At 64.8% G+C, this 22,363-nt stretch carries 22 protein-coding genes; 10 read left to right on the forward strand and 12 right to left on the reverse strand.

Annotated features, from left to right (window positions below; translation table 11 throughout):
* Positions 1-7: 7 nt before the first annotated feature.
* Both ACUYV6_RS07000 and fbaA read right to left on the reverse strand, forming a co-directional pair.
* On the reverse strand, positions 8-961 hold the full coding sequence (locus ACUYV6_RS07000) for a DUF6264 family protein (RefSeq protein ID WP_449277946.1): 954 nt from the start codon (positions 959-961) through the stop codon (positions 8-10).
* Positions 961-1,989 (reverse strand): class II fructose-bisphosphate aldolase, encoded by a 1,029-nt coding sequence (fbaA, locus tag ACUYV6_RS07005; protein WP_449277947.1) that lies wholly within the window; start codon positions 1,987-1,989, stop codon positions 961-963. The genes ACUYV6_RS07000 and fbaA overlap by 1 nt, the downstream gene beginning before the upstream one ends.
* Positions 1,990-2,067: 78 nt before the next feature.
* On the opposite strand from fbaA, the gene glpX reads away from it, so the two are divergent.
* Positions 2,068-3,051: a class II fructose-bisphosphatase gene (gene glpX, locus ACUYV6_RS07010; RefSeq protein ID WP_449277948.1), complete on the forward strand. Its 984-nt coding sequence runs from the start codon at positions 2,068-2,070 to the stop codon at positions 3,049-3,051.
* 246 nt (positions 3,052-3,297) lie between these two features.
* Here the strand turns inward: glpX and rmuC are convergent, their stop codons facing one another.
* The 4 genes from rmuC to ACUYV6_RS07030 all read right to left on the reverse strand — a co-directional run bounded on the left by rmuC (position 3,298) and on the right by ACUYV6_RS07030 (position 8,459).
* The gene (rmuC, locus tag ACUYV6_RS07015) at positions 3,298-4,617 is read right to left on the reverse strand and encodes a DNA recombination protein RmuC (protein WP_449277949.1); all 1,320 of its coding nucleotides are present in this window, start codon (positions 4,615-4,617) and stop codon (positions 3,298-3,300) included.
* An 88-nt stretch (positions 4,618-4,705) separates the two neighbouring features.
* On the reverse strand, positions 4,706-5,479 hold the full coding sequence (locus tag ACUYV6_RS07020; RefSeq protein WP_449277950.1) for an amino acid ABC transporter ATP-binding protein: 774 nt from the start codon (positions 5,477-5,479) through the stop codon (positions 4,706-4,708).
* Positions 5,476-7,671 (reverse strand): ABC transporter substrate-binding protein/permease, encoded by a 2,196-nt coding sequence (locus tag ACUYV6_RS07025; protein WP_449277951.1) that lies wholly within the window; start codon positions 7,669-7,671, stop codon positions 5,476-5,478. The genes ACUYV6_RS07020 and ACUYV6_RS07025 overlap by 4 nt, the downstream gene beginning before the upstream one ends.
* A gap of 203 nt (positions 7,672-7,874) precedes the next feature.
* Positions 7,875-8,459 carry an exonuclease domain-containing protein gene (locus ACUYV6_RS07030; protein WP_449277952.1) on the reverse strand — a complete coding sequence of 195 codons (585 nt, stop codon included), beginning with the start codon at positions 8,457-8,459 and terminating at the stop codon, positions 7,875-7,877.
* Positions 8,460-8,695: 236 nt separating this feature from the next.
* Between ACUYV6_RS07030 and ychF the strand changes: the two genes are divergently transcribed.
* Both ychF and ACUYV6_RS07040 read left to right on the forward strand, forming a co-directional pair.
* On the forward strand, positions 8,696-9,769 hold the full coding sequence (ychF, locus tag ACUYV6_RS07035; protein WP_449277953.1) for a redox-regulated ATPase YchF: 1,074 nt from the start codon (positions 8,696-8,698) through the stop codon (positions 9,767-9,769).
* Between the two features lie 222 nt (positions 9,770-9,991).
* Entirely contained in the window at positions 9,992-10,426 is a 435-nt protein-coding gene (locus ACUYV6_RS07040; RefSeq protein WP_449277954.1) for a hypothetical protein, read from the forward strand.
* Between the two features lie 527 nt (positions 10,427-10,953).
* Here ACUYV6_RS07040 and ACUYV6_RS07045 read toward each other — a convergent pair.
* Positions 10,954-11,472 carry a DUF4303 domain-containing protein gene (locus ACUYV6_RS07045; protein WP_449277955.1) on the reverse strand — a complete coding sequence of 173 codons (519 nt, stop codon included), beginning with the start codon at positions 11,470-11,472 and terminating at the stop codon, positions 10,954-10,956.
* Positions 11,469-11,810: a hypothetical protein gene (locus tag ACUYV6_RS07050; RefSeq protein WP_449277956.1), complete on the reverse strand. Its 342-nt coding sequence runs from the start codon at positions 11,808-11,810 to the stop codon at positions 11,469-11,471. Before ACUYV6_RS07050 ends, ACUYV6_RS07045 begins: the two co-directional genes overlap by 4 nt.
* A gap of 297 nt (positions 11,811-12,107) precedes the next feature.
* On the opposite strand from ACUYV6_RS07050, the gene ACUYV6_RS07055 reads away from it, so the two are divergent.
* From ACUYV6_RS07055 to ACUYV6_RS07070, 4 genes are all read left to right on the forward strand, one after another.
* A complete protein-coding gene (locus ACUYV6_RS07055; protein WP_449277957.1) occupies positions 12,108-12,458 on the forward strand; it encodes a DUF2200 domain-containing protein in 351 nt (116 codons plus the stop codon).
* Positions 12,459-12,516: 58 nt separating this feature from the next.
* Positions 12,517-13,326, forward strand: a complete 810-nt coding sequence (locus ACUYV6_RS07060) for an alpha/beta fold hydrolase (RefSeq protein ID WP_449277958.1) — start codon at positions 12,517-12,519, stop codon at positions 13,324-13,326.
* 130 nt (positions 13,327-13,456) lie between these two features.
* A complete protein-coding gene (locus ACUYV6_RS07065) occupies positions 13,457-13,885 on the forward strand; it encodes a VOC family protein (protein ID WP_449277959.1) in 429 nt (142 codons plus the stop codon).
* A gap of 81 nt (positions 13,886-13,966) precedes the next feature.
* Positions 13,967-14,176, forward strand: coding sequence for a DUF4287 domain-containing protein (locus tag ACUYV6_RS07070; protein WP_449277960.1), 210 nt, complete (start codon positions 13,967-13,969; stop codon positions 14,174-14,176).
* A gap of 83 nt (positions 14,177-14,259) precedes the next feature.
* Here the strand turns inward: ACUYV6_RS07070 and ACUYV6_RS07075 are convergent, their stop codons facing one another.
* Together ACUYV6_RS07075 and ACUYV6_RS07080 are read right to left on the reverse strand one after the other, a co-directional pair.
* The gene (locus tag ACUYV6_RS07075; RefSeq protein ID WP_449277961.1) at positions 14,260-14,673 is read right to left on the reverse strand and encodes a DUF1801 domain-containing protein; all 414 of its coding nucleotides are present in this window, start codon (positions 14,671-14,673) and stop codon (positions 14,260-14,262) included.
* A gap of 81 nt (positions 14,674-14,754) precedes the next feature.
* Complete coding sequence (locus tag ACUYV6_RS07080) at positions 14,755-15,159, reverse strand: VOC family protein (protein WP_449277962.1); 405 nt, start codon at positions 15,157-15,159, stop codon at positions 14,755-14,757.
* Positions 15,160-15,265: 106 nt separating this feature from the next.
* Between ACUYV6_RS07080 and ACUYV6_RS07085 the strand changes: the two genes are divergently transcribed.
* Positions 15,266-15,889, forward strand: coding sequence for a hypothetical protein (locus ACUYV6_RS07085; RefSeq protein ID WP_449277963.1), 624 nt, complete (start codon positions 15,266-15,268; stop codon positions 15,887-15,889).
* Here ACUYV6_RS07085 and ACUYV6_RS07090 read toward each other — a convergent pair.
* Positions 15,882-16,661 carry a CPBP family intramembrane glutamic endopeptidase gene (locus ACUYV6_RS07090; RefSeq protein WP_449277964.1) on the reverse strand — a complete coding sequence of 260 codons (780 nt, stop codon included), beginning with the start codon at positions 16,659-16,661 and terminating at the stop codon, positions 15,882-15,884. The two genes, ACUYV6_RS07085 and ACUYV6_RS07090, sit on opposite strands and share 8 nt — an antisense overlap.
* A gap of 145 nt (positions 16,662-16,806) precedes the next feature.
* Here ACUYV6_RS07090 and typA point away from each other — a divergent pair, with 145 nt between their 5' ends.
* Positions 16,807-18,711 (forward strand): translational GTPase TypA, encoded by a 1,905-nt coding sequence (typA, locus tag ACUYV6_RS07095; protein ID WP_449277965.1) that lies wholly within the window; start codon positions 16,807-16,809, stop codon positions 18,709-18,711.
* Positions 18,712-18,963: 252 nt separating this feature from the next.
* Here the strand turns inward: typA and ACUYV6_RS07100 are convergent, their stop codons facing one another.
* A complete protein-coding gene (locus ACUYV6_RS07100; protein WP_449277966.1) occupies positions 18,964-19,386 on the reverse strand; it encodes a DUF6941 family protein in 423 nt (140 codons plus the stop codon).
* 133 nt (positions 19,387-19,519) lie between these two features.
* On the opposite strand from ACUYV6_RS07100, the gene ACUYV6_RS07105 reads away from it, so the two are divergent.
* On the forward strand, positions 19,520-22,363 hold the full coding sequence (locus tag ACUYV6_RS07105) for a DNA polymerase III subunit gamma and tau (RefSeq protein WP_449278231.1): 2,844 nt from the start codon (positions 19,520-19,522) through the stop codon (positions 22,361-22,363).

Below are 22,363 nucleotides of genomic sequence, written 5' to 3' on the forward strand. Positions count from 1 at the left end.
GGTTGCGTTACTGACTCGTCTGGAGCAGCGATTCCATCATGCGACCCGCGGCATCCGGATCCTGCATCAGGTCTGCGAAGCCGGGAATGCCGAGCATAGCGACGATGCTGACCGCGATAACCACGACGATGGCGACCACTCCCGCGATGAGCGGCACGAAGAACGTCAGCTTCCGTGCGCGCACTCGCTGCACCGAATAGATCAGCGTCACCGCGTAGAGCGCGAGCGTTCCGATCGCTGAGATCGTACTCATCGTGCCGATCCAAGCCGGCACCGACGCGTCGCTTCCCAGAGCGGTGAGGATCAACTCCATGCTCGCAGGCAGCTGCATCAGCGACAGTGCGTTATACAGTGCACCGAAGCCGCCGATCACCAACAGGATGATCGTGATGATCCGGTCACCGCGGCGGTCATTCTGCGCCGGGACTCCCGCGGCCGAGGCCTGAGCGGCCTGCATCGCACGGGCCTGCGAAGGAGCGAGCGGCTGCGGGGCGTCAGCTCGGTAGGGGGCCGGATCACCGCCTCGGTCTGCGCCCGACGACTGTGCGTGGTGGCCAGCGGAATCCGCGGAGCCCGGCGCGACAGCACCGTTCGAGGGTGAGGCGCTCGAAGACGGGGTACTCGAAGGCGTCGTGCCGGTCGGCGTGGTGCGTGCTGCGGGCGCAGCGGCCTGCGGCAGCTGATTCGCTGCACCCTTGACGCCGAGATTGTGCGGCACTCCCGCGACCGGGCCGGCGGAGGAAGAAACTCCCGACGACGCGTGGGGGCTCGGCACCGCAGCGCGGTCTCCGTAGCCCGTGGCAGGCCGCGAGTCGCCCGAGTCCCGCCCGTCGGCCGGCCGTGCGCCGTCTGGCTCCTGCCCGCTGGGCTCCTGCTCGTCGGACTCCGGCTTCCACTCCCAGCCTTCGGGAGCGTACTCGCCGTACTCCGGGCGGGGGCGGGGATCGTTGCTTTCGCTCATCAGGCGCTCACCGAGCGGCCGGCCGAGCCGAGCTGTTCTGCGGCCTCGACGAGGCGCGCAGCCATCGCGGTCTCGGCGACTCGACCCCACGCGCGGGGGTCGTACTGCTTCTTGTTGCCGACCTCGCCATCGACCTTGAGCACGCCCTCGTAGTTCTTGAGCATGTAGTCGGCAACCGGGCGTGTGAACGCGTACTGCGTGTCCGTGTCGATGTTCATCTTCACGACGCCGTTGCGCACAGCCTCAGCGATCTCTTCGGCAGAGGATCCCGAGCCGCCGTGGAAGACCAGGTCGAGCGGTTTCTCACCGGTGTTGTACTTCTCGGCGAGCCCCGACTGGATATCGGCGAGAAGCTCGGGGCGCAGCTTCACGTTGCCCGGCTTGTAGACACCGTGCACGTTGCCGAAGGTGAGCGCCGTGAGATATCGGCCCTGTTCGCCGAGGCCGAGCGCCTCGACGGTCGCGACCGCGTCGTCGAGCGTCGTGTAGAGCTGATCGTTGATCTCGTGCGAGATCCCGTCCTCTTCGCCGCCGACGACACCGATCTCGACCTCGAGCACGACGTCGATCACTGCGAGGCGGGGGAGCAGCTGCTTCGCGATCTCGAGATTCTCATCGAGCGGGATCGCCGATCCGTCCCACATATGCGATTGGAAGTAGGGGAGACCACCCTGTTTCACCCGCTCCTCGCTCGCGGCGATGAGGGGCATGATGAAGGACTCGAGGTGCTCCTTCGGGCAGTGGTCGGTGTGGAGGGCGACGGTCACGCCGTACGACTTCGCAACCTCTTCGGCGTACTTCGCGAAGGCGAGGGATCCGGCGGTGCGGTTCTTCACGGTGTGGCCCGAGAGGTAGTCGGCGCCGCCGAAGCTGATCTGGATGATGCCGTCGGAACCTGCCTCCTGGAAGCCCTGCAGTGCCGCATTGAGCGTCTGCGAGCTCGAAACGTTGACCGCGGGAAATGCGAATCCGCCGGTCTTGGCGGTGTCCAGCATCGCTGCGTACTGTTCCGGGGTGGCGAGGGGCATCTTCGTGGCTCCTAATACGAGTCGTCGAATCCGGCGTTCGGCCGGTTTGGCTGACAGTCTACGCGGTAGGCTTGCGCTATGACTCAACCTGATTCGCTTGGCAACTGGCAGCCCGACCGCAACCTCGCCATGGAGCTCGTTCGGGCCACCGAGGCCGCGGCAATTCGCGCGACCCCCTTCATCGGGCGCGGAGACAAGAACGCTGCCGATGGTGCCGCGGTCGACGCGATGCGCCGGTTCCTCTCGACCGTTTCGATGAGTGGCACCGTGGTCATCGGCGAGGGTGAGAAGGATGACGCACCCTGGCTGTACAACGGCGAGCGAGTCGGCAACGGCATGGGTGCAGCCTGCGATGTCGCGGTGGATCCGATCGATGGCACTCGCCTGACCGCTGAGGGGCGCCCCGGCGCGCTTTCGGTGATCGCGGTGGCCGACCGCGGCAGCATGTACGACCCGTCGGCGGTCTTCTACATGGACAAGCTCGTCTGCGGACCGGAGGGCGTCGGGGTGGTCGACATCCGCAAGCCGATCGGCGAGAACGTTCGGGCACTCGCCAAGGCGAAGAACATCGACGTCTCCGACCTGCGCGTCGCGGTGCTCGACCGGCCGCGTCACGCACAGTTGATTCAGGAGATCCGTGAGGCTGGCGCCGGCACGCGTCTGCTCATGGATGGCGATGTGGCCGGCGGAGTGAATGCTGCGCGTTTCGATTCGCGCATCGACCTCTGCGTGGGCATCGGCGGCACCCCCGAGGGCATCATCACGGCCTGCGCTGTGAAGGCGCTCGGTGGCGTGATCCAGGGGCGTCTGTGGCCCAAGGATGACGATGAGCGTCAGAAAGCGATCGATGCAGGGCATGACCTTGATCGGGTGCTCGAGGCCGACGATCTGGTCGCGAGCGATAACTGCTACTTCGTGGCGACCGGGATCACTGACGCCGACTTCGTCGACGGGGTGCGGCGCCACGGTCCGTTCGTCCGGGCGGAGAGCGTGGTCATGCGTTCGCACTCGGGCACGATCCGCCACGTCGTGAGCGACATGCTCGCCGACCGCTGGGACTGAGCCCGCACGGCGCTGAGCGCCGCCCCGTCGCAAGGTCGGCGCCCGCGAGGGTAGAGAATCTTACGCAAGAATCGATTCTTGCGTAAGATTCTCTACCCTCGCGGCGTTCGCGGACGGGGCTGCCGGGCGAAGCGTGGGCGGGGCTGCCGGGCGAAGCGTGGGCGGGGCTGCTGGGCGATGCGTGGGCGTGGGCGGCGTTCACGGGCGGGGCTGCTGGGCGAAGCGGGTGCGCGGCGTCGCACTGGTTCAGCTTTCGGCAGGATCCTCTGTCGTGAGCTCCATCGTGGGTTCGGGCGTGGGATCCGGCGCCAGCTCGGCGGCGACGAGCGGGCGAACGGCATCTTCGAGCTGTGACGGTTCAGCGAACTCGGCTCCGTTCAGCGCTCCGATCTTGCGTGCGGTGGGAAGCACCTGACGTTCGAGCGACCCCACATAGGCGTTGTAGCTCTGCACGCCGCGTGAGAGCGAGCGGCCCAGCTTGTCGAGATGACCCGCGCTCACGCCCAGGCGTTTGTGGAGTTCGCGACCGAGTTCGAAGAGTTGGCGAGCATCTGCGGTGAGCGACTCCTGCCGCCAGCTGTAGGCGACAGATTTCAAGATCGACCAGAGACTCACCGGCGATGCGAGGGCGACGCGACGCTCGAACGCGAACTCGAGGATGACCGGATCGGCATCGAGTGCGGCGGAGAGCAAGGACTCGCTCGGGACGAATGCGATCACGAACTCGGGCGAATCACCGAGTGCGGAGGCGTAGTCGCGGTTGCTCAGTTCGATGATGTGGTCTCGGAGCGCTTTCGCGTGCCGCACGATCAGTGCCTTCCGCTTCGACTCCCGAGCTGCGTCGTTCTCCACATCACCGCCTGTTTCGCTCAGATGCTGTGCTTCGAGGTAGGCGTCGAACGGCACCTTCGCATCAATCGCGATGGCCTTGCCACCGGGCAGTTTCACCACAAGGTCGGGGCGCACTGCTCCGTCATCCGTTGCAATGCGCTGTTGCACCTCGAAGTCGACGTGCTCGATCATGCCGGCAGCTTCGATGATGCGGCGCAACTGCGTTTCACCCCACAGCCCACGAGTGTTGTTCGAGCGCAGAGCCGCAGCCAGCGATTCGGCAGTACCGCGGAGTTTCTCTTCCGCCCGAGCCGCTCGCCTGAGCTGCTCGGTGAGTTCGCCGTGATGATTCGCACGCTGCTGCTCGATCTCCGTGACAGTGCGTTCGAGTTTGCCGAGGCTGTCTCGCAGCGGAGCGAGTTGTTGCAGCACACGCTGTTCCTCGCGGTCGAGCGCCGAGCGCTGCTCGGCGCTGCGATGTGCATCGCGCAGGCGCTCAGCGAGCCCCTGTGCTTGAGCCTCGGCCCGTGCGAGGTCCTCGCGCAGCGATCGGGCACCCGCCTCAGCTTCGAGCCTCGCCTGCTGCACTGAGAGCTTGCGCTCACGTGCGGCGAGCATCTGCGCTTCTTGCGCGTTTCGCTGTGCGATCGCACGGACGATGATCGTCGCGGCGACCGCTCCGATCAGCAGTGACACGAGCACAACGATGACGAACAGGGGAGGTGGGATGGACATGGTTCCATCGTGCCATCGAGGTCCGACAAACGACGGTGGCCTCGTTCGCGAGTACTACGCGAACGAGGCCACCGAAGACCGAGCGAGGTCAGAGCACCTTGCTCAGGAACTCCTGCAGGCGCGGGGTCTGCGGGTTGTCGAAGACCTTCTCAGGCGGGCCCTCTTCGCAGACGACGCCATCGGCCAGGAAGACGACCTTGTCGCACACCTCGCGGGCGAACCCCATCTCGTGCGTGACCAGCACCATGGTGATGCCAGTCTTGGCGAGCTCACGGATCACCTCGAGCACTTCGCCGACCATCTCGGGGTCGAGCGCCGAGGTCGCCTCATCGAAGAGCATGATGGCGGGCTCCATGGCAAGAGCTCGAGCGATGGCGACACGCTGCTTCTGGCCGCCTGAGAGCTGAGAGGGCCGAGCATCGGCCTTCTCCTCGAGACCGACTCGTTTGAGCAGCGCGAGCGCCTGCTTGCGCGCTTCGGCCTTCGTTCGCTTGCCCGTCTCGACCGGCGCGAGCATCACGTTCTCTACGACCGACATGTTCGGGAACAGGTTGAAGTGCTGGAACACCATACCGGCGTGACGGCGCACCTCATTGATGTCGACGTTCGGGTCCATGATGTCGTAGCCATCGACCACGACGGTGCCCGCGGTCGGCACGTCGAGCTTGTTCAAGCATCGCAGGATCGTGGACTTCCCCGATCCTGATGGCCCGATGAGGGAGACGATCTCACCCGGGGCCACTTCGAGGTTGATGTCTTTCAAGACCTCGTTCGATCCGAATGATTTCCGCAGCCCCTGCACGCTGATGCCTGCGCCGCTTACGACCACCGGCACAGTTCCGGAGGTGATCTTCTCGTTCACTTGTTCACCTTCTTATCCACGATGTTGGCCACCCAGGTCAGCAGGGTGATCACCACGAAGTACATGATGCCGACGATGATCAGCATCTCGGTCGTGCGGTAGTTGGCCGCGTAGATCTGCTGCGCCTGGTACAGCAACTCGGCGAAGCCGATGGTCAGCAGCAGCGAGGAGTCCTTCAGCGTGATGACGAACTGGTTGATGATCGCAGGCGTCGAGATCTTCACAGCCTGCGGCACCACTACGCGTCGCATCGATTTGCCCCAGCCGAGGCCTAGTGAACGCGAAGCCTCCATTTGGCCCGGGTCCACGGCTTGCAAGCCACCGCGCACGATCTCAGTGAGATACGCGCCAGCATTCAGCGAGAGCGTTGCGACACCCGCCCAGAAGATATTGCCTGTGGCTCCGGTCAACTGCGGCAGACCGAAGTAGAACAGGAACGCCCACACCAGCACCGGGGTGCCGCGGAAGATCGCGACGAAGGTCGAGGAGATTCCGCGCAGGATCCGCGAGGTCGAAATCTTCATGAACCCGAAGATGAGACCGAGCACGATCGCGATCACGAACGACGTGACCGTGATGAGCACGGTGTTCCACAGGCCCTTTCCGAGAGCGGGCATCGAGTCGGTGAGCAGCTGGAAGAAGCCGGGCTTGGCTGCGGTTTCTCCCGCGCCGGAATCAGAGGAGTCCTCACCGAGGTAGGTAGTGAGCACCTCGTCGTAGCTGCCATCGGCCTGCATGCGTGCGAGGCCGTTGTTGAACGCTTCGAGCAGGTCGGCGTTCTCGCCCTTGGCGACCGCGAATCCGTACTGTCCGCCGGGGATCTTGTCGGTGACGACCTTCAGGCCGTTGCCCTGCTCGATGCCGTATTTCAGCACCGGGTAGTCGTCGAAGACCGCGACTGCCGAGCCGTTCTTGACCGATTCGATGAGACTCGTGGACTGGTCGAGTGCCTTGACGGTGAAGTCGTACTCCTCGGACAGCTTCTTGGCCTCGGCTTCGCCCTCGGAACCACCCTTGGCGACGACGGTCTCTCCCGCGAGATCCTCATATCCCTCGATCTCCGTGTTGTCTTCGGACACGGCCATCTGCACGCCGGAATCGAAGTAGGGATCGGAGAAGTCGAAGGTCTCCTTGCGTTCGTCGGTGATCGACATGCCCGCGATCACGCCGTCGGCCTGCCCGGAGGTCACAGCTGACACGGCCGCTTGGAAGCCGAGTGACTGGATATCGACCTGGAAGTTCTGATCCTCAGCGATGTGGTTCAGGATGTCCATATCGATACCGACCAGCTCGCCGCCCTGACGGAACTCGAACGGTGCGAACGTGGTGTCCGTTGCGATCGTGAACTTCTTGCCCTCGAGATCGAGTGCCTCGGGTGCGTCACCCTGCGATGAGTCCGTGCTGCCCTCGCCCAGGTAAGTCGTAAGAATCTCGTCGTAGGTACCGTCTTCCTTCAGCTCGGCGAGCCCGTCGTCGAATGCCTGCAGCAGGTCGGCGTTTTCGCCCTTGGCGACTGCGAATCCGTACTGTCCGGCGGGGATCTTGTCGGTGACGACCTTCAGGCCGTTGCCCTGCTCGATGCCGTATTTCAGCACCGGGTAGTCGTCGAAGACCGCTGCCGCGGAACCGTTTTTCACCGACTCGATGAGGCTGGTCGACTGATCGAGTGCCTTGACGGTGAAGTCGTACTCCTCGGCAAGCTTCTTCGCCTCGGACTCGCCCTCGGAACCACCCTTGGCGACGACGGTCTCTCCCGCGAGATCCTCGTAGCCTTGCACGTCGCTGTTCTCAGCGACCGCCATCTGGATGCCCGAATCGAAGTACGGGTCGGAGAAATCGAACGTCTCCTTGCGTTCATCGGTGATCGACATGCCTGCGATCACGCCGTCGGCCTGACCTGAGGTCACCGCTGAAACAGCGGCCTGGAAGCCGAGCGACTGGATGTCGACCTCGAAGTTTTCCCTCTCAGCGATCGCCTGAAGCAGATCCATGTCGATACCGACGAGTTCGCCGCCTTCGCGGAACTCGAACGGGGCGAACGTGGTGTCGGTCGCGATGACAAACTTCTTGCCGTCGAGATCGCCGGCCTTGGCCGGGCCGGATGAAACCGCCTGGCTCGGCCCCGCTGCCGGTGTTGTCGCCTGCAGCGCCGCCTGTGCGGGAGATGCGACGACAAGCATGAAGAGACCCATGAGGGCCGCTCCTGCCGCCAGTCTGAATTTGGACAGTAGTTTTCTCTGATGCACTGAGCGCCACTCCTTCGTTGGAGGCTCCACATGATGCGAAGCGGACTGCTCCAGAGTAAGCACATTCCCGGCGCCGGGCGAACAGAGTGTCGATTCGACCACAGAATGGAGATGGAATCGTGATGCGTCCGAGCCTCGTCTGGAGCGGGCTACAGCTTCAGAGGAATCGCCTTCAGCGTCTGCAGTTTGAGACCGGTCTTCTTCGCCAGAGATGCGATGTCGGGTACCTCGTGCCGGCGCGCCGCGTCGATGATGATTGCCGCACAGGCCTCGGAGTCGGCGAGCGCGTCGTGATGGGCGAACTCGCCGAATCCCGCGGCCGCAGCCGACAGCGGAAGGCGGTGCGACGGAATGTCGTAGGTCTTGCGCGAGACCTGCACACTGCAGAGATAGCGCAGCTTCGGCACCGGAGTCACGGTCTCTGCGCAGGCACCGCGGAACACACCCATGTCGAACCCGGCATTGTGCGCAACGGCGACATCTGAGCCGATGAAATCACGCAGATCTGACAACTGATCTGCCCACTCGCGAGCTTCGGCGACCATGTCGGGGGTGATTCCGTGGATCTTGATGTTGAAGCTCAGAAACTCGCCGCGCGACGCAGGGGGTCGGATCAGCCACTCCGCGCGATCCACCACGACACCACCACGCACCCGCACGAGACCCACGGCGCACGCCGAAGCGGGATGGCTGTTCGCGGTCTCGAAATCGATGGCGGTGAAGTCGACTGGCACCCGTCTACCCTGACACACTCGACCGACAACGAGGTTCGGGGTTGACTGCCGCGCCCGGGCCCTGATCCGGCCTGACCCGGAGGCCCGGACGCCTGCCCGGCTGCAATGCGGCGCGAAGTGCTGCCACCGGAGTGAGATGACGACAGTTCGTGACGCATTGCGTAAGGATGACGGGCGAGGAATGCGGGGGACGGTCCAGAGGAGGAGGCAGCGCGCGGAAGGTAGACTGAACCCTCGTGGCTCTTACTATCGGCATTGTCGGACTCCCCAACGTGGGCAAGTCGACGCTCTTCAACGCACTCACCCAGAACGACGCGCTTGCGGCCAACTACCCGTTCGCGACGATCGAGCCGAATGTCGGAGTGGTGAATCTGCCCGACGAGAGGCTCAATAAGCTCGCTGAGATCTTCGGGTCGGAGCGGATCCTGCCAGCCCCCGTCAGCTTCGTCGATATCGCGGGCATCGTGCGCGGCGCCAGCGAGGGCGAGGGCCTCGGCAACCAGTTCCTCGCAAACATTCGTGAAGCCGACGCGATTGCACAGGTCGTGCGCGGCTTCGAGGATCCGGATGTCGTGCACGTCGACGGTGCAGTGAACCCCGCGGGCGACATGGAGACGATCAACACCGAGCTGATCATCGCCGATATGCAGACGCTCGACAAGGCGCTCGTGCGATTCGACAAGGAACTGAAGAACCGCAAGATCGACATTTCCGTCGTTGAGACGGCGCGGGCTGCTCGTGCCGCCCTCGACGAGGGCAAAGTGCTGTCGCACGCGGGCATCGATCTCGAACCGATTAAGGAACTGGGTCTGCTCACTGCGAAGCCCTTCCTGTACGTCTTCAACGTCGACGAGACGGTATTGCAGGATCGCGCTCGTCTCGACGAGCTCGCCGCGCTTGTCGCCCCCGCGAAGGCGATATTCCTCGACGCGAAGATCGAGAGCGAACTCATCGAGCTCGATGCTGAGGATGCTGCGGAACTGCTGTCTTCGATCGGACAGGAAGAGAGCGGGCTGGATCAGCTCGCCCGCGTCGGCTTCGACACGCTCGGCCTGCAGACGTACCTGACCGCGGGTCCGAAGGAGGCTCGCGCCTGGACGATTCGCAAGGGATCGACGGCGCCCCAAGCCGCCGGTGCGATTCATACGGACTTCGAGAAGGGCTTCATCAAGGGCGAGATCATTTCCTTCGAAGATCTCGTTGAGGCAGGGTCGGTGGCCGAAGCCCGCGCGAAGGGTAAGGCGCGCATGGAGGGCAAGGACTACGTCATGCAAGACGGCGACGTCTGCGAGTGGCGATTTAACGTGTAGAACGTTGAAATCTCGCGGTTTCTAGGTCCAATTTGACACAAAAAAGTGTGTCATACCACGATCTGCGTCAAGTTTGTGTCGCACCTCCCGACATGTCTCGATGGGAAGGCGTGAGACCTTCTCCCAGGATTCGATCTCACACGAGGGCTAGACCTGGCTGCATGGTTCGACGCGTCTTCGCGCTCCATGCGCTACTAGTCTCGGATTCCGGCTAGTTCGAGAATGGAGTTCCATACTGTGGCGTACTGGTTGACGAGCCCGCAGACGATCAGCGCGTACCGTGCGGGAATCGTTCATACCGCACAGATCGCTTGGCACCTGACCAGTGAGTATCGGTGGGAGGTCGTTGCCTCATGCCCTGCGTTCGGCACCGTCGCAGAATCAGCTGACGACGCATTCGAAGCGTTGTGCCTCGTGCGTGAGCAACTCGAACCCTATGGCTGGCGACTCGGCGTGGCCGGCGCCCAGGTAGACGTGTGGCCCAGTGGCCAAGGGCGTGACCAAGGCGGTGGCCGCGTCGCCTACCGTCAGGGCTCGCCGGACCTGGTCGAGGTTTTCCAGCCTGTGGATCCTGAGACCGTGACGACGGTAGCTCGGCAGTTGGAAGCTGCCGAGATTCATTACGGCGGGCAGATGCGAGCGACGCCCAGAACTTGAACGTATTCGGTAGCGCCATGAGCCAGAAGCAGCGCACCCTCGTCGCACGCACGACGGCCGGGCATCGGTCCACGCGCCACGCGGAGTCGGATCCCCTCGGCCGTGACCGACGTTGGTACAGGGACCAGGCCGTTACTCGAACTTCGGCTTGAGGTCCTCACGGAACACCTTGCGGTTCTTCGGGGTTATCTTCCACCGTGTCGAACTCGGCTGCGCCCTCCGGGGTAGGCCCTTCTGCCCATGGGCAGTGGGCGACGCATGCGATGAACTGTCGGATCCACAGTTGCGTGATCAGACCCGCAACGCGGAACTCCCAGGTGCCCTACCGGGGCTTGACCGCTTCGACGCCTCCGGATAGTTCATGCTGACCAACAGGATTCGCGCGCACGCATATCTCGCCGTTGTCGCGAAGGCGCGCGACGAGCTTGCGGCGCGAGCAGCGGGGCGCCTCAGTACTCTCGTGCCGGGCTGCTCGCGCAGGTGAACCTCGCGGGGCATATCCCGATCAGTCTGCAACCGTTATCTGATCAGCGGTCATCAGCCTGAGTGTCCGTGCCTTCTGCAGCTTCTTTCAGCCAGGCATCGAGCAGCGGACCCGCAGGGTTCAGACGCCGAGCGAATACCACATCAGATTCATCGGGCGGCATCGTCGCGACCAGAAGCAGTATCCTGCTGCGCGCTTCGCCTCTGCCGAAGAGCCCTCCGTCGTCTAACCGTTGCAGGGCTGCCTCCATAGAGGCGAGACGTCGCCAGTACTCGGCTTCGGCATCCGCCGGATCCATGTCGTACAACTGGCCGCGCTCCGAGAACGCGGGTTCTGCCTGGGCGAGCACTTCGTCGCAGACGAGGTCGTATGGGCTGTCGGCGAGATCCCACCGGGAGTCGCCGTGCACCGTTGCTGCGAGGTACGGGCGGTACGCCTCTCCCGTCGTGACGAGCGCGTAGACGCAGAAATCCTCGGAATGCTCTGCTCGAAGCCGCCGGACCGCCTCCTCCGTTGCCTCGGCCACGACATCAACGAGCTCAGGTACAGGCTCCACGATCACACTGCCAGCGTGAGCAGCAGGTGCGCGTCGGTGACCGCTTCGACCTCGTGCAGTTCGCTCGGCTCAATAGTCATCAGCGCCCCGGTGGGCATCGAGACCTCTTGGTCTGCGACGCGCATGAGAGCGGTGCCCGCAAGCACCTGCACCGCGAGCGGTGAGCTCGTCGAGTGCTCGCGCATGACCTGTCCCGCGGCGAGCGTCAGTCGAATGATCCGGAACCCCGCGCCCTGAAACACGCGCCTGATCTGCAGCTTCTCGCTTGACACTGGTGCCTCGGCGATCAGCGCGTCGAGATCCGGTGACACGAGAGTGAACGGTTCAGCCCCTGAGTTGCTCATGAGATCACGCCACCCTGCGGAATCGTCTGCCCAGCGAGCTTGGAAACGTCGTCATCGTGCTCGACATCCTAGTGCATATAGGTCGAGGGCATCGGTTCGTATCGTGCGGATTCCGCGTGCGGTGTGGATCAGCTTCGCCCTCTGCTATCTGCTCGCGATGGCTTCGTTCATGCCGATCATGTGTGTCGCGATGCGGGCGCAGCGCCTGGCCAAGCAGGTGTGACGGGAGGCGCAGGGATTGACGCAGTAGGCTTCGCCCCAGCAGGAATTCTCAGATCGCGAGCAGAGGAGCTCAGCATGGCACAGCACCGCATCTTCCGCCTCGCGTGGCGTGACCTCTACCCGAACTACACGCAGAAGGCCGAACGCAAGGGGCGCACCAAGGAAGAGGTCGACGAGATCATCCGGTGGCTGACGGGGTACGACCAGGACCAGCTCGACGCTCTGCTCGAGACTGACACCAACCTCGAACAGTTCATCGCAGAGGCACCGCAGCTGAACGAGAATCGGGATCAGATCAGAGGAGTGATCTGCGGGGTGCGCATCGAGGAGATCGAGGATGACCTCATGCGTGAACTGCGCTACCTCGACAAGCTCATCGATGAGCTTGCGAAGGGGCGGCCGATGGAGAAGATTCTGCGCGCGTAGCTCGGTCCGTTCGAGTGCGTGAGTCGGTCCGTTCGGTCGGCCCGGTAGGGTCGAAGGCGTGAACGCACAGGCTGCAAGCGAGATCCACTCGAGCGTCGCGGGCGACCCGTCGGCCGCAAGACGCGTCGTCTTTCTTCACGGCCTCTTCGGTCGTGGGCGGAACTTCGCGTCGATCGCGGCGGGCCTCGCGCCCGAAGCGCAGAGCCTGCTCGTCGACCTGCCGAACCACGGGGCATCGCAGTGGACCGAGCACTTCGACTACGCCGAGTTCGCGGACCTCGTCGCCGCTCACCTGCGTGCGGATTTCGCAGCGAACGGCCCGGTCGACGTCGTCGGGCACTCCATGGGAGGCAAAGCCGCGATGGTGCTCGCGTTGCGTCACCCTGAGCTGGTGCGGCGGCTCGCGGTCATCGACATCGCGCCGGTCGCGACAGGATCATCGCGCGGAGAATTCAAGCACCTGCTCGATTCGCTGGCCGCGCTTGACCTCGCACAGGTCTCGCGTCGTGCTGACGCCGATGCGGCGCTGGTCGAGCCGATCCCGAACCCCGGCGTACGCGGGTTCTTGCTGCAGAACCTGAGACGCGGAGACCATGGCTTTGCCTGGGAACCGAATCTGCGCATGCTGCGCGCAGAAATCGAGACGGTCATGGGATTCCCTGATGTCGGCGATGCGCGGTTCACGGGGCCGGTGCTCTGGATCGCGGGGGAGCGGTCCGACTATGTCACGGACGAAGATGCGCCCACGATGCGGGCGTGCTTTCCGAAGACGCGACGCATGACCGTGCGCGGGGCAGGGCACTGGGTGCACTCGGAGCGGCCCGCTGAGACCATCGCAGCGCTCCGCGCATTCCTGCTCGCAGATTGAGATACCCAGAGATGCGAGAATCTCGGTCGCGCTGATCGGGCGCCGCGGAGATTCGTCGAATGGGGTTCCGCTGATACTGGCGCTCCCGCATACTGAGTCGTGTCGGAAGACCCAACCGAAGGAGCCGATCATGACCGCCTCACTTGCCTCGTATATTGCTCTGCCAGGTACTACGGCCGAAGCCATGCAGCACTGGTACGACGTATTCGGAGGAGAGCTGCAGATCATCCGCTACGGCGACATGTCTCTCGAAGGCATGCCGTTCGAGCCGGATCCCGAGGCCGTCGCGCACGCGACTCTGGTGCTGCCGAATGGGGCCGGCACCATCGCGGGTGGAGACGCCATGGATGCTGAGGGCGACTATCCCGTGCAGGGCACGGCGTACTCGCTGCTCTACACGACCGACACCCCCGAAGAGGCGCGAGGCATCATCGACAGCTTTCTCGAGAATGGCGGATCGGTCGGGATGCCATTCGAGCGCGCCCCTTGGGGCGACTGGTACGGGCAGATCTTCGACCGCTACGGCGTCATGTGGGCGCTGTCTTGCGAGCAGGCCTGATCCCCTCGGCAGTTCGGGCGCCGCGCACCGCACGGTGGCGCCCGCCGACAGTGCATTCATGTGGAACGCGAAGGGATCAGCATGGCTGAGCAGGTGAAAGGCCCGAAATCGTACTTCCCCTCGATCGAGGCGAAGTACGGCAAAACAGTCGACGAATGGTTCGCAGCGCTGCGTCCGCACGCGGGGAAGAAGCACATGGAGCAGGTGCAGTTCCTGAAAGATAAGGGAGTGGGCCACGGGCACGCAAATGCGCTCGTGCACGTGTTCCGTGCAGAGCACGACGGAGCCTGAGAGGTTCCGTGTCTGAACGGTTCAGATCCTGAGCAGTTCAAATCCTGATCGGGTCTCGCGCGCGAAGGTCGGTGCCTCTCAGATCACCGATCCGAACGGCCCCATTCGGCGATCGTCTCCGCGAGCGAACGCTCGAGTAGCGCGCGCAGCGCGCTGCGATCCACGCCGGTCAGTCGCGTGAGATACAGGCAGGCCTTACTCGCCCGATGCCTGCCGAGTTGTTCGATGAGGTCGGGCCAGCGCTCGGAGAAATCGTTCGCAAGATAGATCGTGTGCCGTGACCCGCCCGGGGCAAAAGCGAGGAGCGGCGCGCGACCGCTGTGCCCGCTCTCGTAGCGATACTCGTACTCGCCGAAACCGAGGATCCGCCCGGCCCAGACCACCGGATCCTCACCACTGATCTCGCGATGCAGCGCGAGCAGTTCCTCGGCCTCTTCGCGACGTGGCCCGGTCGCGCGGTCGAGCACGTCGGTAACGGGCATGTCTGAGGGCGACATTGCGGGAGCTTTGGCTGCGGACATGGCTGTGTCTCTCTGCGTTCTACACGCGGAATGTGTGTCAGATAAATCGACGCCGCATCAGGCCTGGCAAAGGCAGAACGGGTGGCCTACGGGGTCGACGAGCACGATGAACGTGCCTGCCTCACTGGGCTGGTGGGAGTGGCGCGTCGCGCCGGCTGCTTCGGCGATCGCCGTACTCGCGTCGAGCGACTCGACGTAGAAGTCGAGGTGCGCTTGCTGGGGGATCGGCCCATCAGGCCACTCGGGGGCACGGTAGCTTCCGATCTCCTGGCAAGCGATCTCGAAACCGGTCTCCTTGCCCTCCGGCGGGACGACCGATACCCAGTCCGAATACTCGGGAGTGATCACCGTGCGCCAGCCGAGCAGTCTCGCGTAGAACTCACCGAGAGCCTGAGCATCCGGGCAATCGAGGGCGTAGACGTATTTGTGGGATTGGATCGAAGACGGGGCCGACTCGTTCATGCGAGGAGTCTACGCGCGGGCGCCTGTGATAGGAACAGCTACGGTTCGGGCGGATTCGCAGAGGACCCGCAGGAGGCGCTCGAAGTGACGCGATAGGCTGCAATTCGTGAGCAATCAGTCATTGCACGAGCTGTTCCAGGGGCTCCCCGACGATGAGCCCGGGGGTCAAGAACCGCAGCGCGAGCCCCGGGAACCTCGCGAACCCCGTCAGCGACCCGCAGCGCTCGTCCCGTGGATCATTGTCGGAGCCGTCACCGTGGTCGCGCTGATCGTCTCCATCATGATCGTGACCACCGTCCGCGGCACCGACGAAGCCGAACCCGAGCCGAGCCCGGTGCCGACGACGCAAGCACCGGTCGGGCCTACGGCAGACCCTGAGCCGAGCCCCGATCCTGAATCTGAGGACCCGGGAGACGAAGTGCCGAGCGTCGAGGTCGGTTCGACCTTCACCATGCCGATCGATGCGTGGGGCGTCTCAGCCGAAGTCTCGAACAAGCTCGGCAGCGTGAACTACCAGTTCTCAGGTGAGAACAACGACACGCTTCTGCTGAGTTCTGAGCTCATCCAGTCCCTGCCCGATTCCTGCGCTGCGATGCGATCGCAGTGGGGTGTGCGGAAGAGCGGCAATAGCTACGAAGTGGTGAAGCCGTCCGAGCGCTGCGAAGACGCGTCGGCGGTGTACGACGAGATCTGGGGGCTCATGGACGCGATGGTCGGCACGATCAGCTGAAGACGCCTGGCCACCAGGCCAGAGCGAGTGCGTAGCCTGCGAAGCTCACGATATCGAGGATCCAGTGGGCCACGATGAGTGGCAGAGAACGTCCGTAGCGCTGGTAGCACCACCCGAAGACGAGCCCCATCACGACGTTGCCGATGAACCCGCCGAAGCCCTGGTAGAGGTGGTAGCTGCCGCGCAGCAGCGCACTTGAAACGATGATCGCGACGGGCCCCGCCCCGAGCTTGCGCAGGCGGTCGAAGACGTACGCAACCACGATGAGTTCTTCGCCGAGCGCAGCGCGTAGGGCTTGCAGAACCAGCACGGGCGCCGTCCACCAGTAGGCGTCGAGCGCGGCCGGGATCACCGTCGTATTGATACCGAACTCGCGAGCGAGCAGGTAGAAGCCGAGACCGGGGATGCCGATGAGTGCGGCGAGCAGCACGCCTCCACCGGTCTCGCGCAGCCCCCACAGGCGCCGGGCATCGATCGGTCGGCCGAGCCCGAGCGCACCGAGGTGCGGTCTGCGATCGCGCCAGAGCAGAAACACGACGAGTGCCACGGGGGCGAGGCCGAAGGCGATGCCCAACAGTTGGTAGACGAGGTCGAACACTGGGCGTTCCGCGAGTGAACGATTGATCGTCGCGGTCTGCTCGGAGAGCGCCGCCTCGCGGGTCAGACGCTCCACGATGTTCACGATCGCGTAGATCCCTGAAGCGCCGAAGGAGAGCGCCAGGACGATTCCGATCTCCCAGCGGAGTCGCGTGCGCTCGGGCTGCGTGTTCACGGACACAGGCTATCGCGCTGCGGCTGCGCAAGGATCGCGATCATCAGGTAGGCTAGAACGTCGGCTTTCGGGCGCCACCTTCGTGCATTGCGCCCGGCGAACCGCGCCGCCGGCGCTCACGCCCGTCTCGTTAGGACTCACCTCTATGGCTCAGGCCACCCGCGAAGACCTCCGCAACGTCGCCATCGTCGCTCACGTCGACCACGGCAAGACCACCCTCGTCGATGCCATGCTCAGGCAGACGAACTCGTTCGAGGCGCACGCCGATGTCGATGAGCGCGTGATGGATTCGAACGACCTCGAGCGCGAGAAGGGCATCACGATCCTCGCCAAGAACACGGCGATCACCTACGAAGGCGCTCACGCGAAGAACGGCCCGATCGTCATCAACGTGGTCGACACCCCCGGTCACGCCGATTTCGGCGGCGAGGTTGAGCGCGCCCTGTCGATGGTGGACGGTGTCGTGCTGCTCGTCGACGCGTCGGAAGGCCCGCTGCCGCAGACTCGTTTCGTACTGCGCAAGGCGCTCGAAGCCAAGCTGCCGGTGATCCTCGCCGTCAACAAGACCGATCGACCCGATGCGCGTATCGAAGAGGTCGAAGGCGAGGCGCAGGATCTCCTCCTCGGTCTCGCCTCAGACCTGTCCGAGGAGCACCCCGACATCGACGTCGACGCCGTGCTCGACGTACCGACCGTCTACCTTTCGGGTCGCGCCGGAGCCGCATCGCACGAGCGCCCCGCCGACGGATCGCTTCCCGGCAACCCCGACCTCGAGCCGCTGTTCGAGACCATCCTCGACCAGGTTCCCGCTCCGAAGTTCGACGACGCGCACCCCCTGCAGGCGCACGTCACCAACCTCGACTCGTCGCCGTTCCTCGGCCGCATCGCGCTGCTGCGCGTGCACCACGGCTGGATCAAGAAGGGCGAGACCGTCGCCTGGGTGAAGCAGGACGGCAGTGTGCAGAACGTGCGCATCACCGAGCTCATGCTCACCAAGGCGCTCACGCGCTTCCCCGCTGAGCAGGCGGGCCCCGGCGACATCGTCGCGATCGCCGGCATCGAAGACATCACTATCGGTGAGACCATTGCCGATGCGGGCGATGTCCGCCCGCTCCCGACCATCACCGTCGACGAGCCTGCGATCTCGATGACGATCGGCGCGAACACCTCGCCGCTGGTCGGTAAGGTCAAGGGGCACAAGCTCACCGCGCGCATGATCAAGGATCGACTCGATCGCGAGCTCATCGGCAACGTCTCGCTGCGCGTGCTCGACACCGACCGCCCAGACGCTTGGGAGGTGCAGGGACGTGGCGAGCTCGCGCTCGCGATCCTCGTCGAGAACATGCGCCGCGAAGGATTCGAGCTCACCGTAGGCAAGCCTCAGGTGGTGACCCGCGAGGTCAACGGCAGGGTGCACGAGCCATATGAGCACCTCACTATCGACACCCCCGAGGAGCATCTCGGCGCGATCACGCAGCTGCTGGCTGCGCGCAAGGGACGCATGGACGGCATGGTGAACAACGGCACCGGTTGGGTGCGCATGGAGTTCATCGTTCCGTCGCGTGGTCTCATCGGCTTCCGTTCGGAGTTCATGACCCTCACCCGCGGTACCGGTATCGCCAACGCCATCTCGCACGGCTACGACGAGTGGGCCGGCGTCATCACCACGCGTAACAACGGTTCAATCGTCGCAGACCGTGCGGGCGTCGTGACCCCGTTCTCGCTCATCAACTTGCAGGAGCGCATGTCGTTCTTCGTGCAGCCCACCGAGGAGGTGTACGAGGGCATGGTTATCGGTGAGAACTCGCGTTCCGAAGATATGGACGTGAACATCACCAAGGAGAAGAAGCTCACCAACATGCGCTCGGCGAACGCCGACACCTTCGAATCGATGACCCCGCCGCGTCGCCTGACGCTCGAGGAGTGCCTCGAGTTCGCGCGCGAGGACGAGTGCGTCGAGGTGACGCCCGAGCACGTGCGCATCCGCAAGGTGCAGCTCGATGCGACTGCGCGCGCTCGTACCGCGTCTCGCCTCAAGAACCAGAAGTAGCTGCGGCGGTTCGGGAGCGGACCCGAGCCGCCCGCGGCGGCCTGGTTTCCGCCTTGCCGCCCGGCTGCGAAAGTTTGGTTGAGTTTGGTGCACTATCCCGCGGGATAGTGCACCAAACTCAACCAAAGTTCGCGTATCTGCGCGGTCCCCGCTCCGAGAGGTCGGGCCCCGACGGTCGCCGGTGCCAGTGCCAGTGCGGTCGCGGGCACGGGCGCCGACCTCGGCTCGACTGCCGTGGACTGGAGCTCCCGTCTACTCCGAGTCGAGTGAGGGCAACGCCGTCGAGTTCGCGTAGAAGCGCACGTCGACGCGCTCGAGACCGTCGCCCTCGAAGACGATGCGGTAGCTGCCGGGCTCGGTGATCCTCGCCTCTGACAGGTCGAACACCATCGGCACATAGCCGTAGGCGTCGCTGCCGCCTCCGAGTGAAAAATTGCCTTCGATGTTGAAGATGTCGGCTCCGCCGATCGTCGGTTCGCACCGGGCGCGGAAGGGGCGTTCCGAGCTGCCCCGACGCGCCTCGTCTTCGTCGTACTCGACCACGACGACGAGCGTGGCGCCGAGCGGTGCAGGGAACTCTTCGCGGTGGATGTTGTTGATGAAGCCGGAGAGGACGCTCAGCGTGCCTTCCCGAACGTTCGCCGCATCCGCTAGAAATGCCGCCGCTACTCGCATGTTCGCCTCCGGTCCGGGATGTGCCGTGTTCTACTCTTCCACACCATCCGGAGGTCTTGTCGGTGGGCGCGGGTAGCATTGACCCGTGGTCACCGCTCTCTATCGCCGATACCGGCCCGAAGACTTCTCCGAGATGATCGGACAGTCTCAGGTCACCGAACCCTTGATGACTGCGCTGCGCACGGAGCGGATCGGCCACGCCTATCTCTTCAGCGGCCCGCGTGGCTGCGGTAAGACGACATCTGCGCGCATCTTGGCGCGCTGTCTGAACTGCGTCGAGGGCCCGACCGATGCACCTTGCGGGCAGTGCCCGAGCTGCATCGAGCTCAGTCGTAACGGTGGGGGATCGCTCGACGTCGTCGAGATCGACGCCGCGAGTCACGGCGGCGTCGACGATGCCCGTGATCTGCGTGAGCGCGCGGTGTTCGCACCGGCACGCGATCGCTACAAGATCTTCATCATCGACGAGGCGCACATGGTCACCGCGGGCGGCTTCAACGCTCTGCTCAAGATCGTGGAAGAGCCGCCGCCGCACGTGAAGTTCATCTTCGCGACGACCGAACCCGACAAGGTCATCGGAACGATCCGCTCGCGCACGCACCACTATCCCTTCCGCTTGGTGGCGCCCGGCCCGCTGATCGATTACGTGCAGTCACTGTGCGACAGCGAGGGGGTCGAAGTCGAGGCCGGCGTGCTCCCGCTCGTGGTGCGGGCCGGCGGTGGGTCGGTGCGAGACACGCTCTCGATTCTTGATCAGCTCATCGCAGGCTCCGAGGCGGGGCGGGTGGCGCTCGACCGCGCCTCGGGTCTGCTCGGGTTCACGCACACCGAACTGCTCGATGACGTCGTGGCTGCGATGGGCGTGCGCGATTCCGCTGCTGCGTTCGTGGCGACCGATCGGGTGGTGCAGACAGGGCAGGATCCGCGACGCTTCGTCGAGGATCTCTTGCAGCGGCTCCGCGACCTCATTGTGGTCGCCGCGACGACCGTGCAGGGCGCGGCGGCGGTGTTCCGCGGGGTTCCGGAAGATCAGCTGCAGCGCATGTTCGAACAGGCGCAGGCCTTCGGCCCCGGAGAGCTTTCACGGCTCGCCGATACCGTGAGCGCCGCACTCGACCGCATGACGGGCGCGACTGCTCCGAAGCTGCAGTTGGAACTCATGATCGCAAGGTCGCTCGTCACGCTCGAGCGGAACGCCTCAGCTTCCGCAGTGCCGAATCCGGGGGCCCGGGCTTCGTCGGCGTCGGCTCCGGTTACGCAAACTTCGTCGGCGCCGACTTCGACGCCACCAGCATCGTCTCCGGCAGCAACGTCGCAGGCTGCGCGACCCGGGGGCGCCGCGCCGGCACCGCAGAACCAGGCTCCGTCGACAGGTTCACCGGCACCGACCGCTCCCGCGCAGTCCGGTGGAGCGCAGGATTCCCAGCCGGGTGCTGCTCAAGAACCCGCCCCGGCGATGAATGCTGCGGAGGCTGCCCGGGCGGCGCGCGAGTTCCTACGTACCGATACTGCTGGGGCGGCTTCGTTCGGTCGTCCGGTCACCGATGTGCTCGGCATGATGGGTGACGCCGAGTCGGGTAATGGGGCAAACGATAAGTCTCAGGGGCAGGCGGCCCCGCAGCAGGCATCGTCGGTGACACAGACGCCTCCGGCGTCTGTTTCGGGGGAACGTACTCGGCAGGAGCCGTCCGCTCCAGGTGAGGCTGCTGCTTCGGTTGTGGAGCCTGCTTCATCGACTCCCGCGTCGTCTGCGCCTGCTTCGTCTGCACCCCAGGCGGACTCGCCCGGTGCGACGTCAGCTTCCTCTTCCGCCGTGCCTGCATCGGAGGGGGCCGATCTGACCGAGCTCGAGCAGCTCTGGCCCGACCTGCTCGAGGAGCTGCTCGAGAGCGATCGCGATGCCTGGAACGCCGTGCGGGTCGTCACTCCGCTCGCGCTGGAGGGTGACCTCCTGACCGTCGGCATCGCTTCGCGATCAGACCTCGAAGCATTCAAGACGCGCGGCGCCGGTCCGCTGCGCGAGACGATCCTTGCCGCACTCGGTGTGCGCGTGCGCTATGCGCCGAAACAGGTGTCCTCTCCGGCGCAGACCGGACCGGCACCCACGGGCACCGAAGCGCTCAGCGGCACCGCCCAGGCCCCAGGTGCCGCGCCTCGTGACCGGCACACCCCGCCCGCCACTCCGAGTGAAACGGGGGACGCTGACGGCGACCCCGACCCTGCCGGCGATCCCGACCAGGACGGCCGCGGTGCCCAGGCGGCAGGTGATCCTGCATCTGCGATGAGAACCGAGACGGCGCCCGCAGCTGCTTCCGAGCCGGAGCATGACCCGATCATGGAGCGTGCAGCCAAACTCGCCGCACTCGCACAGCGACCGCAGACTCCGGCCCAGCCGCAGACCCAGCCCCGACCCCAGGCAGACGATGCTGCTCCACAGCCCTCACCGCAGCCATCAGTCCCTGCTGCGACAAGCGTGACAGGAGCGGCGACAGGAGCGGCAGACGCGACCGCGGGGCGTGCCGCACGTGCGGCCGCACTCGGGCCGGTGGGTGCCGGTCAGGCATGGGCCGACTACGAACCGCCGGAGTCGACCGATCCCGATGAAGATCCCTACGCTGAGGCAGGGGAAGATCCGTACCTCACAGACGATGCCTCCCAGGAAGACCGCGTTGCGGACGCACGACGCGACAATTCGGTGGACCCTGGCAACGCTGCGGAGCTCGGGACCGCTGCGGCATCCGGAAACACAGCGGATCCGAAGAGCACTGCGAGATCCGCGAAGCCAGCGGAGCCGGGAAGGTCAGCAGAGGCTGCGACTGTCGCTGAGTCAAACGGCGCCTCGCAGCAGCAGGAAGCGGAGAATCCTGCGCCGCGGCCGTCCCCGACATTCACCCGCTACGGGGAAGCAGTCGTTCGCGAGGTGCTTGGCGCTAAGTTCATTGAAGAACGACCGTTGACCGCGGGCGGAGAGGGGTAG

The organism is Leucobacter sp. GX24907, assembly GCF_053567335.1.

Excerpts from the sequence above, each read along its gene's own strand:
- ACUYV6_RS07075 (WP_449277961.1), bottom strand. The coding sequence starts at position 14,673 with ATGTCGCCCTCAGACATGCCCGTTACCGACGTGCTCGACCGCGCGACC.
- typA (WP_449277965.1), top strand. The coding sequence starts at position 16,807 with ATGGCTCAGGCCACCCGCGAAGACCTCCGCAACGTCGCCATCGTCGCT.
- rmuC (WP_449277949.1), bottom strand. The coding sequence starts at position 4,617 with ATGTCCATCCCACCTCCCCTGTTCGTCATCGTTGTGCTCGTGTCACTG.
- ACUYV6_RS07040 (WP_449277954.1), top strand. The coding sequence starts at position 9,992 with ATGGAGTTCCATACTGTGGCGTACTGGTTGACGAGCCCGCAGACGATC.
- ACUYV6_RS07000 (WP_449277946.1), bottom strand. The coding sequence starts at position 961 with ATGAGCGAAAGCAACGATCCCCGCCCCCGCCCGGAGTACGGCGAGTAC.
- fbaA (WP_449277947.1), bottom strand. The coding sequence starts at position 1,989 with ATGCCCCTCGCCACCCCGGAACAGTACGCAGCGATGCTGGACACCGCC.
- ACUYV6_RS07080 (WP_449277962.1), bottom strand. The coding sequence starts at position 15,159 with ATGAACGAGTCGGCCCCGTCTTCGATCCAATCCCACAAATACGTCTAC.
- ACUYV6_RS07100 (WP_449277966.1), bottom strand. The coding sequence starts at position 19,386 with ATGCGAGTAGCGGCGGCATTTCTAGCGGATGCGGCGAACGTTCGGGAA.
- ACUYV6_RS07105 (WP_449278231.1), top strand. The coding sequence starts at position 19,520 with ATGATCGGACAGTCTCAGGTCACCGAACCCTTGATGACTGCGCTGCGC.
- ACUYV6_RS07055 (WP_449277957.1), top strand. The coding sequence starts at position 12,108 with ATGGCACAGCACCGCATCTTCCGCCTCGCGTGGCGTGACCTCTACCCG.
- ACUYV6_RS07065 (WP_449277959.1), top strand. The coding sequence starts at position 13,457 with ATGACCGCCTCACTTGCCTCGTATATTGCTCTGCCAGGTACTACGGCC.
- ACUYV6_RS07050 (WP_449277956.1), bottom strand. The coding sequence starts at position 11,810 with ATGAGCAACTCAGGGGCTGAACCGTTCACTCTCGTGTCACCGGATCTC.
- ACUYV6_RS07025 (WP_449277951.1), bottom strand. The coding sequence starts at position 7,671 with ATGGGTCTCTTCATGCTTGTCGTCGCATCTCCCGCACAGGCGGCGCTG.
- glpX (WP_449277948.1), top strand. The coding sequence starts at position 2,068 with ATGACTCAACCTGATTCGCTTGGCAACTGGCAGCCCGACCGCAACCTC.
- ACUYV6_RS07070 (WP_449277960.1), top strand. The coding sequence starts at position 13,967 with ATGGCTGAGCAGGTGAAAGGCCCGAAATCGTACTTCCCCTCGATCGAG.